20 protein-coding genes are annotated in these 10,081 nt (G+C 66.3%); 18 read left to right on the top strand and 2 right to left on the bottom strand.

All coding sequences use genetic code 11. The annotated features are described in order from the left end of the window. Nucleotides 1-3 precede the first annotated feature (3 nt). Nucleotides 4-486 (bottom strand): hypothetical protein, encoded by a 483-nt coding sequence (locus tag WFK61_RS07480; RefSeq protein WP_336810909.1) that lies wholly within the window; start codon nucleotides 484-486, stop codon nucleotides 4-6. A gap of 104 nt (nucleotides 487-590) precedes the next feature. Between WFK61_RS07480 and WFK61_RS07475 the strand changes: the two genes are divergently transcribed. Next, the gene (locus WFK61_RS07475; RefSeq protein WP_336811203.1) at nucleotides 591-776 is read left to right on the top strand and encodes a hypothetical protein; all 186 of its coding nucleotides are present in this window, start codon (nucleotides 591-593) and stop codon (nucleotides 774-776) included. On the opposite strand, the gene WFK61_RS07470 is transcribed toward WFK61_RS07475, so the two are convergent. Further along, nucleotides 692-931 carry a Cro/CI family transcriptional regulator gene (locus tag WFK61_RS07470; protein ID WP_336810908.1) on the bottom strand — a complete coding sequence of 80 codons (240 nt, stop codon included), beginning with the start codon at nucleotides 929-931 and terminating at the stop codon, nucleotides 692-694. The two genes, WFK61_RS07475 and WFK61_RS07470, sit on opposite strands and share 85 nt — an antisense overlap. Between WFK61_RS07470 and WFK61_RS07465 the strand changes: the two genes are divergently transcribed. The 17 genes from WFK61_RS07465 to WFK61_RS07385 all read left to right on the top strand — a co-directional run bounded on the left by WFK61_RS07465 (nucleotide 866) and on the right by WFK61_RS07385 (nucleotide 10,080). Continuing rightward, nucleotides 866-1,765: an XRE family transcriptional regulator gene (locus WFK61_RS07465; RefSeq protein WP_336810907.1), complete on the top strand. Its 900-nt coding sequence runs from the start codon at nucleotides 866-868 to the stop codon at nucleotides 1,763-1,765. The two genes, WFK61_RS07470 and WFK61_RS07465, sit on opposite strands and share 66 nt — an antisense overlap. A gap of 418 nt (nucleotides 1,766-2,183) precedes the next feature. After that, nucleotides 2,184-2,534 (top strand): hypothetical protein, encoded by a 351-nt coding sequence (locus WFK61_RS07460; RefSeq protein WP_336810906.1) that lies wholly within the window; start codon nucleotides 2,184-2,186, stop codon nucleotides 2,532-2,534. Nucleotides 2,535-2,607: 73 nt separating this feature from the next. Next, nucleotides 2,608-3,114, top strand: coding sequence for a hypothetical protein (locus WFK61_RS07455; RefSeq protein WP_336810905.1), 507 nt, complete (start codon nucleotides 2,608-2,610; stop codon nucleotides 3,112-3,114). After that, on the top strand, nucleotides 3,111-3,242 hold the full coding sequence (locus WFK61_RS07450; RefSeq protein WP_336810904.1) for a hypothetical protein: 132 nt from the start codon (nucleotides 3,111-3,113) through the stop codon (nucleotides 3,240-3,242). Before WFK61_RS07455 ends, WFK61_RS07450 begins: the two co-directional genes overlap by 4 nt. Continuing rightward, entirely contained in the window at nucleotides 3,236-3,496 is a 261-nt protein-coding gene (locus WFK61_RS07445; RefSeq protein WP_336810903.1) for a hypothetical protein, read from the top strand. Before WFK61_RS07450 ends, WFK61_RS07445 begins: the two co-directional genes overlap by 7 nt. Further along, nucleotides 3,493-4,194, top strand: a complete 702-nt coding sequence (locus tag WFK61_RS07440) for a hypothetical protein (protein WP_336810902.1) — start codon at nucleotides 3,493-3,495, stop codon at nucleotides 4,192-4,194. Before WFK61_RS07445 ends, WFK61_RS07440 begins: the two co-directional genes overlap by 4 nt. 3 nt (nucleotides 4,195-4,197) lie before the next feature. Continuing rightward, entirely contained in the window at nucleotides 4,198-4,440 is a 243-nt protein-coding gene (locus WFK61_RS07435) for a DUF2312 domain-containing protein (RefSeq protein ID WP_336810901.1), read from the top strand. 119 nt (nucleotides 4,441-4,559) lie between these two features. Next, nucleotides 4,560-4,985, top strand: a complete 426-nt coding sequence (locus WFK61_RS07430; protein WP_336810900.1) for a hypothetical protein — start codon at nucleotides 4,560-4,562, stop codon at nucleotides 4,983-4,985. After that, a complete protein-coding gene (dnaN, locus tag WFK61_RS07425; RefSeq protein WP_336810899.1) occupies nucleotides 4,982-6,094 on the top strand; it encodes a DNA polymerase III subunit beta in 1,113 nt (370 codons plus the stop codon). Before WFK61_RS07430 ends, dnaN begins: the two co-directional genes overlap by 4 nt. 40 nt (nucleotides 6,095-6,134) lie before the next feature. Further along, on the top strand, nucleotides 6,135-6,602 hold the full coding sequence (locus WFK61_RS07420) for a hypothetical protein (protein WP_336810898.1): 468 nt from the start codon (nucleotides 6,135-6,137) through the stop codon (nucleotides 6,600-6,602). Next, entirely contained in the window at nucleotides 6,599-6,988 is a 390-nt protein-coding gene (locus tag WFK61_RS07415) for an ASCH domain-containing protein (RefSeq protein WP_336810897.1), read from the top strand. Before WFK61_RS07420 ends, WFK61_RS07415 begins: the two co-directional genes overlap by 4 nt. Nucleotides 6,989-7,130: 142 nt before the next feature. Then, the gene (locus tag WFK61_RS07410) at nucleotides 7,131-8,024 is read left to right on the top strand and encodes a TAXI family TRAP transporter solute-binding subunit (protein ID WP_336810896.1); all 894 of its coding nucleotides are present in this window, start codon (nucleotides 7,131-7,133) and stop codon (nucleotides 8,022-8,024) included. A gap of 10 nt (nucleotides 8,025-8,034) precedes the next feature. Then, entirely contained in the window at nucleotides 8,035-8,388 is a 354-nt protein-coding gene (locus WFK61_RS07405) for a hypothetical protein (protein ID WP_336810895.1), read from the top strand. Then, complete coding sequence (locus WFK61_RS07400) at nucleotides 8,385-8,576, top strand: hypothetical protein (RefSeq protein WP_336810894.1); 192 nt, start codon at nucleotides 8,385-8,387, stop codon at nucleotides 8,574-8,576. Before WFK61_RS07405 ends, WFK61_RS07400 begins: the two co-directional genes overlap by 4 nt. After that, a complete protein-coding gene (locus WFK61_RS07395) occupies nucleotides 8,573-9,355 on the top strand; it encodes an exonuclease domain-containing protein (protein ID WP_336810893.1) in 783 nt (260 codons plus the stop codon). The genes WFK61_RS07400 and WFK61_RS07395 overlap by 4 nt, the downstream gene beginning before the upstream one ends. A 2-nt stretch (nucleotides 9,356-9,357) precedes the next feature. Then, nucleotides 9,358-9,858 carry a single-stranded DNA-binding protein gene (ssb, locus tag WFK61_RS07390; protein WP_336810892.1) on the top strand — a complete coding sequence of 167 codons (501 nt, stop codon included), beginning with the start codon at nucleotides 9,358-9,360 and terminating at the stop codon, nucleotides 9,856-9,858. 15 nt (nucleotides 9,859-9,873) lie between these two features. Beyond that, nucleotides 9,874-10,080 carry a hypothetical protein gene (locus WFK61_RS07385; RefSeq protein WP_336810891.1) on the top strand — a complete coding sequence of 69 codons (207 nt, stop codon included), beginning with the start codon at nucleotides 9,874-9,876 and terminating at the stop codon, nucleotides 10,078-10,080. Nucleotide 10,081: the final 1 nt, after the last annotated feature.

Below are 10,081 nucleotides of genomic sequence, written 5' to 3'. Positions count from 1 at the left end.
CGCTCAGACCACGGACCGGAGCGTGGCCGCGCGCTTGGCCGCAAGCCCCTGGCGCAACGGCGACAGGGTCCGCTCCACCACTGCGGCGGCGCGGTCCATCAGCTCGGCTTCGGCGGGCGACAATTTGCCATCGGCCGAAGCCGCCGCCCCCAGCGCCATCAGCTCGGCGGCGGCGCGCACCACTTCGGAGTGCTGCGCGAACACGGCGGCGCAGCTCAGCCCGGCCTCGTCGGGGGTGGACAGCCGGCGGCCCTGCAGATCGGCGAGCACCGTGGTGACGAGCGGCATTTCGCAATGCGCTTCGAGAGCGAGCGCGACGGGGATCGGAATGATCGATTCATCCGTCGCCACCTGATAGCGGCTGATCTCGGTCTTCGAGCAGTGGCCGATCTCGCCGGCCCTGACGACGCCGCCGCAGAGGCTGACGAGATCGCGCGTGGCGGCCTTGATGCGGAAGAACCAGGCGTCGGAAATCGGTCGCGACATGGCAAAGCTCTGCTGTCAACGGGAAAGCGATGCGCGCTTTCCCGTTCCGGGAAGGGTTTCGATGAGGGACAGTCCGTCGTGTCAGGTCACGGCGGAGGAACACCATGGACAAGCAGGAAGAACAGGCGCGGCGAGACCGGCGCGAAGCGGCGAAGAGCCGCCTGCGGCACGCGCTGCTGAACCTGTCGAACGCGACGAAGCCCCGTCATGGCAACGCCTCGGGAGGCGAAGGCGAGACAGCGCCGGAAAGGGCTGGAGCGGGGCCATACAAGTCAGGCCTGAGGTCGTGACGGGAAACACCGCTGAGTTGCTCGACAGCGAGCGCGCGGCCGGGGGGAACCCGCTTCCACTGCGAAACAGCCTGAGAGGAAATCCCAAGATGTCGCGCGAGGGAGACAGGACCGCCAACGGCTTCGACGGCCTTGAGGAGGGCTGCATGGCTCATAGCCACGAACAAAAGCACGTACTTGAAATGAAAGCAAGTGACACTTTCATTGCAGCGGCGAAGGCCGAGTCTAAAGTCCAGCTTATGACGAACGATCTGGCTGAAATGCTACGCCTCACCCGCAGGCGGCTGAAAATACCTATGACCGCGGTCGCCAAGGCCGTGGGCGTAAGCACGGCAGCCGTCCAGCAGTGGGAAACCGGCGTCACCAGGCCGAGCGTGGAAAATCTGCTTCTGGCGTCACAGTTCCTCCACCTGGACGCGGACTACATGATGGGGCTGTACACCCGGCAATTCGGCCGAGAGGCAATTAGCAGCCCTCCCCAAAGCCCCGCAGCGGAAGAGATTCCCGTCAAGGAAACGGCTCCACCCAATGCCATTTTTGAGCCGGAAGCACCCGAACTGCCGAACCTCGGCGGCGCGAGGGACATCGAGGAACTTGGCATCGCGGTCGGCGGCGACGGCGAGGACGATGGCGCATTCGAATTCAATGGCCAGGTCATCGATCGGGTGACCCGACCGCCCGGCATCAAGAATCGCACGAACGTTTTTGCCCTTCGCGTCGCCAACTCGAGCATGTTTCCGAAATTCGAGGACGGCGAGAGGATCTATGCCGAGCGGCGCAGACCTGCGATTGGCGACTATGTCGTGGTCGAGCTCCTCCCTCAGGAGGAAGGCCGAGCAGGCAAGGGATACATCAAGAAACTCGTCAGCATGAACTCAGGCCGGGTTGTGGTCGAGCAGTTCAACCCACCCAAGACGATTGAGTTTAGTCGCGATGCCGTGAAGGATGTTCATCGCGTCATACCCTGGCCAGAGCTACTGGGTATCTAGCGCGCTCGACGCCGGAAGGTCGGAAACACGCTGATATTTTTTCCAGTCCCGCCTCTCTCCCGGCAAACCGCGCAACACATGCGCCGGTGAAGCCCAACTACACTATCAACTCCAAGAGCCATGACCTCGCGAATGGCGCCCGGCCAGAGCCTGCGCGCGTGACCGCAATCATCACACTGCACGCGGATAGACGCCGTCGAGCTCAGCTCCGACACACTCTCAGTCTGGTCCACCCAGGCCATTCGCCCGCCCCGATGTTCTCATTTCGTTCACCTATTTCAAGCAGAGGCTCGACAGAGAGTCCAGAGTGATTCGAGAAGTGCCCGCCACTTTCTTTTTAAGTACCACTTACATTTCTGCTTGCGCTTGAATTAAAGTCATGCTTTCAATTCCTCCGTCCTTACCGATGGAGGCATTCATGCAGACGCCGACGGTCGACCACCGCACCCCGACCCATGACGGGTTCATCTGGAAAGAGCCGCGCCATCGCATGGTCGATGCCGGCGCAGTGCGCCAGCGCATGGCCGAGGATATCGGCCATCTGGTCGAGGACCGCGGCGACGAAGCCGTCATCGATACCGACGATCTGATCCGCCTCGGCTGGCGCCCCGAACACGTCCGCGCCTATGCGGCGGCGGCCCTTTCCAGCTTGCCGGCGAAGCGAAGCAGCCGGAGACGTCGCGCGGTCAGTCCCGGCGAGATGGCCGCGACCTTCGCCTGCCTCGCCCTCCCGGCCGCGCTGATCGCGCGCCAGATCCTGGGCGTCTGATCATGGCCGGCATCTGGCTCCTCGCCCTCTATGTGGCGACCTCCGCCCTGAGCCGCACCGTTCGGAGGCACGCATGACCCCCGCTCAGCGCTCGGCCGCGCGCGGCGCCCTCGGCCTGCCCAACGACGCCAACCGCAGCCACATGAACAGCTTCCGCGCGGTTGCCGGCGGGCGGACCGACAAGGACTGGCTGGAAATGGTCGGCGCCGGGTTGGCCGTCGTCGGCCAGTCCCCGAACCTTGGCTTTCGCCTCTACCACCTCACCGAGGCCGGCGCCCGTCAGGCCCTCGACGAAGGCGAGACGCTCGATCCGAAAAGCCTTCCCGTCGCGGAGGCACGCGTCATCGACCCGCCGGTTGGATACCTTCGCAGCGACGCCGAAGCGGTCGTCAAGGCCGCCGCCTGGCTTGCCCGGCGCGCAGAACTGCTGCTCGCCAACATTCGCGATGGCCGCCACGCGACGGTGGGGGCCGATGCTCTCGCGGGCGCCGTCGAGGCCGAGCATCTCTCCCACGCCTTCGAGAAGCTGGCCTCGGAGGCCGGCATCGGTGCCACCGCCATCGCGGAGGCGCTGTCATGACGGCCGAACCAGCGCCGAGCCACGGCACGCTCATCCTCGCCTGGATCGCCGTTCTCGTCCTCATCGGCCTCTCCTGTGCGCAGGTCGTCTTCGCCTTGGCTGTCGTCTGGGGCGCCACGTCATGGTGAGCCTCTCCCCCGTCATCCTCGCGAACGACCCGCTTCCGGCCGAGACGATCCAGGAGGCCGATACCCTCTGCCACCGCGCCGGTGACATGCTGATGCGGGCGAGCGGCCTCTCCGGTGCGATGCGCCGCAACATGCCGCTCGAAGGGCTGGAGGCGACGATCGCGCAGATCGCCGACGAGGCGCGCTGCACGCTCGAAGCGACGGTCAGGCTGGGCGAGACCCTCGCCCGGCTCAAGGCGAGGAGCGCCCCATGAGCTGGTCCCAGACGGCCTCCGGCCGCGCGCTGGAGCTGCTCGCTCCGATCCCGCCCGACGGCCTCGACCTGCGGCGCGACATCGCGACGCCCCTGGGCATGACCGGCCGCTTCGCCAATCAGATGCCGAGCGGCGTCATCTACCCCGTCGCGCAGCATTGCTGCATCGGCGCCGACTGGATCTATTCCTCGACGCACGATCCAGTGCCCGCGCTCGCCTTCCTCCTGCACGAAGGGCACGAGGGCCCACTCGGCGACTGGGCGACGCCTGTCATCGAGGCGATGCAGGAGGCCGCGGACCGGCTCCATCCGGGTAGCGGCATCTCGATCAAGGCCATCAAGCGCGAGCTCGCCGCACCCATCGACGCCTGGCTGCATCGCCTTGCCGGCCTGACCTGGCCGCTGCCGCCTGAGGTCGCGCGGATCGTCGCAATCACCGATGTCAAGCTGATGCTGGCCGAGCGCGACCATCTTCTCGCCCGGCCGCCGAAGCCTTGGACGGCAGACCGTTACGGGCCGCTCAAGCTCAAGCACCGCATCGTGCCGCTCTCCCCGGCACGCGCCACCGAGCAATGGCTCACCCGCTTCGACCGCTGGAGCGAGGCCGTCCTCGCCCGCCCGACGCCGCCGAAGCCCGACCTGCCCCCGAGCACGCGCCGGGCCGGCGCGCGCCTCTCCCGCCAGCCCATGGAGGCCTGACCAATGGATGACCCTGTCCAGGGCGATCAGCTCAAGAGCATCGTCGAGCGCATCGAGCGCCTCGAAGAAGAGAAGAAAACGATCTCCGACGATATCGGCGAGGTTTACGCCGAGGCGAAGGGCCAAGGCTACGACGTCAAGGTCTTGCGCAAAGTCATCGCCATGCGCAAGCGCGACCTCGATGAGCGGAAGGAAGAGGAAGCGATCCTCGACCTCTACCTGCAGGCCGTCGGCGAGACGGCGTGATCAAGCTCGCCCGCGCCTAGGTAGCGCGCGGGCTCAGGTGAACGCCGGCCGAGGGTAACCCGGGACCTGATACGGCGTGTCAGCTCGGAGAGACGGCACCATTCCTTCAGGAGACGGCCATGTCGGACACTGCCGACGCTGCGATGATCGCGATCGCCAAGGCGCTGCGAAAGCCACTTCTGGCGCGCGCGCTGACTTGGCTAGGACTGCGCCCGCCTCGGCGCATTCCCATGGAAAACCGGAAGGCACTGCGCGTCATTCGCCGGCACATGACTGGCCAACCGGTCGAGCCTGAACAGCTTGAAGACGCGCTGCAGCGCGTCGTGCTCAGCGTTCAGCCGGTGCTTGCCCCTTCGGCCTGGTCGATCTTGCTCGATGACTACGAAAGCCCGTCGACTTGCGACGATGGCGAGCTTGCCCACAGCCGCAGCCTGATCCTGCGCGGCGAGGTCGACGATTGCCTGCATCACCTCGAGCGCGCTCTCCCGGCGGAATACGCCGTGATTGCCGAGCGGCTCGCCCAACACTTCCGGAGCCGCCCATGAAACTGACCATCCCGCGCGCGGTACTCGCGCCCGCCCTGGCTTCGCTCTCTCGCGTCGTCGAGCGGCGCCAGACCATCCCGGTCCTGTCGAACATCCTGCTCAAGGCCGAGGGCGACAGGCTCGCGCTCAGCGCCACCGATCTCGACATCCGCGCCGAGACCAGCCTGCCCTGCGAGGTTGCGGAGCCCGGCGCTATCACGCTGCCCGCGCATACGCTCAGCGATATCGTCCGCAAGCTCCCGGCCGAGGCGGCGATCACGCTCGACGGTGACGAGAAGGGCATGGCCCTGCGCGCGGGCCGCTCGCGCTTCTCGCTGCAGACCCTGCCGGAATCGGACTTCCCCGACATCACCGCCGGCGAGTTCAACTGCCGCTTCGCCCTTCCGGCGAAATCGCTGGCCGAGATCGTCGAGGTGACCAGCTTCGCCATCTCGACCGAGGAGACGCGCTACTATCTGAACGGCATCCACATGCACGCCACCACGGTCGACGGCGCCGCGGTCCTGCGCGCCGTCGCTACGGATGGCCATAAGCTCTCCCGCCTGCAGCTCCCGGCACCGGCAGGTGCCGAGGAGATGCCCGCCGTCATCATCCCCCGCAAGACCGTGGCCGAGCTGGCCCGCATGGCGAAGGATGTCGATGGCGATCTGACCGTCGAGCTTTCGGCCACGAAGATCCGCGTCACAGCCGGCGCCACCACCCTTGTCTCGAAGCTGATCGACGGGACCTTCCCCGATTATCAGCGCGTCATTCCCGCCGGAAACGAGAAGGTCGCGACGCTGGAGGCCGAGGCCTTCAAGCAGGCCGTCGACCGTGTCGCCACGATTTCCAGCGAGCGCGGCCGCGCCGTGAAGCTCGCCCTGGCGGAAGGCGCCCTCACCCTCACCGTGTCGAACCCCGATAGCGGCTCGGCCACCGAGGAGGTCGCGCCCGACTATACCGGCGCCCCGATCGAGATCGGGTTCAACCACCGCTATCTGCTCGACATCCTCGGCATCCTCGGCGGCGACACGATCCAGCTGAAGCTCGCCGAGCCCGGCGCGCCCGCCATCCTCCAGCGGCGGGAAGGCGACAGCCTCCTCGTCGTGCTCATGCCGATGCGCGTCTAGCGCGCTGCTCGCTCACGCTCACAACGGAAAGGACTCTCCCATGAAGGCACTGAGCCTCATCGACTGCAGGCCCGAAGTTCTGTCCTTCGCGATCCTGATGGAGCGCGAACTCCGCGCCAATGATCACAAGGGCGGATGGAAAGGAGACGATCCGGACGTTCTCGCCGTGCGGGTCGAGGAGGAGGCCGGAGAACTTCGCCGCGCCGCGATCGACTGGATGGGTCATGTCGCGCATAGCGAGAAGACCCTCCGAGCTGCCGTTGCCGAGGAATCGGCAGACGTGGCCAACATGGCAATGATGGTGGCGGATACCGCCGGCGCGCTGCCACCTGCTCCGACGCTCGGCCCCGACCATGCCGGCGCTTTGTCCAGGCTGATCGATGCGTGGGAGAGCCTGCCAGGCGGCAAGTCCTACTCGATGAAAGTCGTGGAGGCGTGGCTCATCGACAAAATGGCGCCGGCCATTAACGAGGCTCGCTCCATTTTGGGCCGGCGTGCTTCGTCATGAAGGCGCTCTCCATCATGCAGCCCTGGGCCTGGCTGATCGTCAACGGCCACAAGTCGATCGAGAACCGTTCGTGGCGCTGCCACTATCGCGGCCCGGTCCTGATCCATGCCGGCAAGAAGCTCGATAGGGACGCCGCGGCGGACCTGAACGAGTTTCGCCACCCGGTCACGGGCAGCGAGCTCCCGCCGCCGATCGACCCGCCCTTCTCCTACGACCTCGGGGGCATAATCGGCCAGGCCGAGATCGTCGACTGCGTAGAGCGAAGCGACGACCCCTGGTTCGTCGGCCGCTTCGGCATCGTCCTGCGCAACGCCCGGCCGCTGCCGTTTCGCCCCTGCAAGGGCATGCTCGGCTTCTTCACCCCGACATTCGAGGAGCCCGCCTGATGCTCTGGGCCCTCGTCACCCGCCTCTCCGACGTCCTCGCGGTCATCGGCCTCGCCACGGTCATCGTCGGCGTCGTGCTGCTCACCCGTCGTCTCACTCGCCTCCTCGGCCGCTGATCGGCCAAACCTGAAAGGTCCATCCCATGCGTCGCCTTGCCTACACCGCCGCCACCGCCCTCGCCTTCGGCACCCTGTTCGGCGTCACCGCCTTCGCCCAGCATCCGACCTTCCGGCTCTGCACGGGATCGGATGCCGGCAACTATTTCAAGGCCGGCCACCTCCTCAAGAAGACGGCGAATTCCCTGAAGCTCGACGTCATCCCGACGCAGGGCTCGCTCGACAATCTCGACAAGGTCGTGAAGGGCGAATGCGACGGCGCCTTCGTCCAGTCCGATGCGCTACTGGTCTATTCCAGCCGCAATGCGCAGGCGCTCTCCGCCATCGAGCGCGCCGGCGTGCTCTACCAGGAGCATGCGCATCTCGTCTGCAATCGCGGCTCCGGCGTCGATCGCGTCACCGACCTCGGCAAGAAGCACACCGTCGCCGTCGGGCCGGACGGCAGCGGCGCCCGAACCACTTGGGATGCCTTCGTGCTGGCCGACAAGAAGCGCTATGCGCCGGTCCAGGTCGACACGCGCAGCGGCGTGCGGGCGCTCTCAGCCGTGGCCGATGGCAGCCAGGTGCAGTGCCTGCTCTGGGTTGGCGCGCTCGGCTCGAGCTATCTGAAGAACGACGCCCAGCAGAACGGCGACCGGATCGTGCTCGCCGGTACCGACGACTGGGACATGGGCAAGGTCGCCAAGGACGCCCGCGGCAAGGAGGTCTACGGCTATTCCGAGATCCCGGCCGGCACCTATCCGCGCATCCAGCCCGGCGGCACCATCTACGGTACCAAGGCGGTGAAGACCATCACGGTCGACGCGCTCTTCGTGGCCAACGTCGCCTGGATCGACGCGAACGGTGGCGCCTATGACCGGATCCTGCGCGGCTTCGCCGCCGCCAAGCCGGCCATCGCCGAACTCGTCACGCCGAAGTGAGGAGCGGGTGGTGACTGACCCCGTGAAATACCCGGCGCGCGCAGAGGCGGCCTACCGCGATTGGATCGGCCTTCACAGTGTGATCCACACCAAATCTCGGCAGCACCTGTTCTGCGCTGGCTTTCTCGCCGCCGAGCGAAAAGCCCCCGCCTCCCCGGCGGAAGCCTTGCCTTCCCAGACGAGCGGGGCTGGCATCTGCGGCATCAGCGCGGACACCGAGAACAAGCGTGTGCTCAAGCTGCACTTCAGGCACGAGGTCACGGACGCTGACCGCAAGGCCATTGTCGATGCCTTCAACGCCCTGAACCGTGAACGCTCCGCCCTCGCCAAGCCCGCCTCGGAGCCTGCGGAGGGGGGGGCATGAAGGATGCTCTTCGTCTCCCGATCGCTGCTGCCGCCGCTCTGGCCGCGAGCGATATCGGCTTCCACAGCTACTACACACCGGCCCTATTCACCCGCAGGCTGGAACAGCGCCTGAAGAAGCTGAACCCCAACGCCGCCAAGCAGGCCGCCGCCAAGCGCGCCCGCAAGATCACGCGGAGGAAGCCGTGACGACTGACATCCTGATCCGCGTGGTCGACCTCGAAACCACCGGGTTCGCGCCGCCGACTGCTGAGCCGATCGAGATCGGCTGGATCAACCTGCGCTCGACGAAGCGGGGGCTCTGCGGCGCCCCGACTGGTTGGGATATCAATCTGCCGAGCAGCGCATTGATCCGCCACAACGGGCCGATCCCACCGGAGACTTCCGCGATCCATCATCTGACGATCGCGGATTTCGGACCGGATGCGAACCCGCAGGACTGGGACATCATGATGAGCAGGGTTTGCCGGCCCGCGCACCCTCCAGTCGATTATTTCGCTGCACATAATGCCGCCTTCGAGCGCCAGTTCTTGACGGATGGGGAGACCCGCGGGCGATCGTGGATCTGCACTTGGAAGTGTGCTCTTCGGCTCTGGCCGGAGGCTCCGGCCCACAGCAATCAAGCCCTGCGCTACTGGCGCTGGCTGAGCGTCGATCGAGGGATCGCCAACCAGGCGCACCGCGCTGGACCAGATGCCTATGTCACCGCTCACCTGCTCCGCGACATGCTGGAGCAGCCCGGCGTCACGCTCGCACAACTCGTGCAGTGGTCCGACGAGCCCGCCCTTCTCGCCCGTTGCCAGATCGGCCGCTGGCGCGGGACGCCCTGGCGCGACATCGACGACACGTCTTTCCTGCGATGGATACTCGACCGCGACTTCAGCCAGGAGGTTCGCTTCACCGCCCAGTTTCACCTTGATCGGCTGAGCAGCACGGCACCCACCGAACCCGTTAGAGAGGAAGCCTGACCATGGCCGGCAGCGTCAACAAGGTCATCCTCGTCGGCAATCTCGGCCGCGATCCCGAAATCCGCCGCACCGCGCAAGGCGAACCCGTCGCCTCGCTCCGCATCGCGACGCCCGAGACCTGGCGCGACAAGCAGTCCGGCGAGCGCAAGGAGCGGACCGAATGGCACAGCGTCGTCATCTTCAACGAGGCGCTGTCCAAGGTCGCGGAGCAGTATCTGAAGAAGGGCTCCAAGGTGTATGTCGAGGGCCAGCTCCAGACACGAAAATGGACCGACCAGAGCGGCGTCGAGAAATACACCACCGAGGTTGTGCTCCAGCGTTTCCGGGGCGAAATCACGCTGCTCGACAAGGCCGAGCGCGAGCCGCCGTCGCAGGATAGCTACGGCTCCACCCGCACGCGCGAGACCGGCCAGAGCTACGGCCCGGCGAGCGAGGGGGCTTCCTATGGCGGCGGATCATCGGGCGGCGGCAGCGCTCACCTCGATGATGATATCCCGTTCTAGGCGGAGGCCATCGCCATGAAGAAGCCGCCGAAAGCCGCCCTCGATCCCCAGACGCAGATTGCCAATCTGACGGCCGACCTGCGCGCCGAATATCATCTGCGCCACGCGGCCGAGCACCGTCAGCGCGAGGTCGAGAAGGAACTGGCACGGGCCGTCGTGACGATCGAGGCCCTCTCGCGCCTGCTCGTGAAAGAGCGCGACGACAGAGACATCCCGTTCTGAC

The sequence above is a fragment of the Allobosea sp. MMO-172 genome, from assembly GCF_037147855.1.
Taxonomy (GTDB): Bacteria; Pseudomonadota; Alphaproteobacteria; order Rhizobiales; family Beijerinckiaceae; genus Allobosea.
The sequence above is the reverse complement of the archived record's forward strand: the minus strand, read 5'-3'. Positions and strand labels throughout refer to the sequence as shown.

Bases quoted from the DNA above. Each gene is read 5' to 3' on its own strand.
- WFK61_RS07480 (WP_336810909.1), bottom strand. From the start codon at position 486: ATGTCGCGACCGATTTCCGACGCCTGGTTCTTCCGCATCAAGGCCGCC.
- WFK61_RS07475 (WP_336811203.1), top strand. From the start codon at position 591: ATGGACAAGCAGGAAGAACAGGCGCGGCGAGACCGGCGCGAAGCGGCG.
- WFK61_RS07465 (WP_336810907.1), top strand. From the start codon at position 866: ATGTCGCGCGAGGGAGACAGGACCGCCAACGGCTTCGACGGCCTTGAG.
- WFK61_RS07470 (WP_336810908.1), bottom strand. From the start codon at position 931: ATGAGCCATGCAGCCCTCCTCAAGGCCGTCGAAGCCGTTGGCGGTCCT.
- WFK61_RS07460 (WP_336810906.1), top strand. From the start codon at position 2,184: ATGCAGACGCCGACGGTCGACCACCGCACCCCGACCCATGACGGGTTC.
- WFK61_RS07455 (WP_336810905.1), top strand. From the start codon at position 2,608: ATGACCCCCGCTCAGCGCTCGGCCGCGCGCGGCGCCCTCGGCCTGCCC.
- WFK61_RS07450 (WP_336810904.1), top strand. From the start codon at position 3,111: ATGACGGCCGAACCAGCGCCGAGCCACGGCACGCTCATCCTCGCCTGG.
- WFK61_RS07445 (WP_336810903.1), top strand. From the start codon at position 3,236: ATGGTGAGCCTCTCCCCCGTCATCCTCGCGAACGACCCGCTTCCGGCC.
- WFK61_RS07440 (WP_336810902.1), top strand. From the start codon at position 3,493: ATGAGCTGGTCCCAGACGGCCTCCGGCCGCGCGCTGGAGCTGCTCGCT.
- WFK61_RS07435 (WP_336810901.1), top strand. From the start codon at position 4,198: ATGGATGACCCTGTCCAGGGCGATCAGCTCAAGAGCATCGTCGAGCGC.
- WFK61_RS07430 (WP_336810900.1), top strand. From the start codon at position 4,560: ATGTCGGACACTGCCGACGCTGCGATGATCGCGATCGCCAAGGCGCTG.
- dnaN (WP_336810899.1), top strand. From the start codon at position 4,982: ATGAAACTGACCATCCCGCGCGCGGTACTCGCGCCCGCCCTGGCTTCG.
- WFK61_RS07420 (WP_336810898.1), top strand. From the start codon at position 6,135: ATGAAGGCACTGAGCCTCATCGACTGCAGGCCCGAAGTTCTGTCCTTC.
- WFK61_RS07415 (WP_336810897.1), top strand. From the start codon at position 6,599: ATGAAGGCGCTCTCCATCATGCAGCCCTGGGCCTGGCTGATCGTCAAC.
- WFK61_RS07410 (WP_336810896.1), top strand. From the start codon at position 7,131: ATGCGTCGCCTTGCCTACACCGCCGCCACCGCCCTCGCCTTCGGCACC.
- WFK61_RS07400 (WP_336810894.1), top strand. From the start codon at position 8,385: ATGAAGGATGCTCTTCGTCTCCCGATCGCTGCTGCCGCCGCTCTGGCC.
- ssb (WP_336810892.1), top strand. From the start codon at position 9,358: ATGGCCGGCAGCGTCAACAAGGTCATCCTCGTCGGCAATCTCGGCCGC.
- WFK61_RS07385 (WP_336810891.1), top strand. From the start codon at position 9,874: ATGAAGAAGCCGCCGAAAGCCGCCCTCGATCCCCAGACGCAGATTGCC.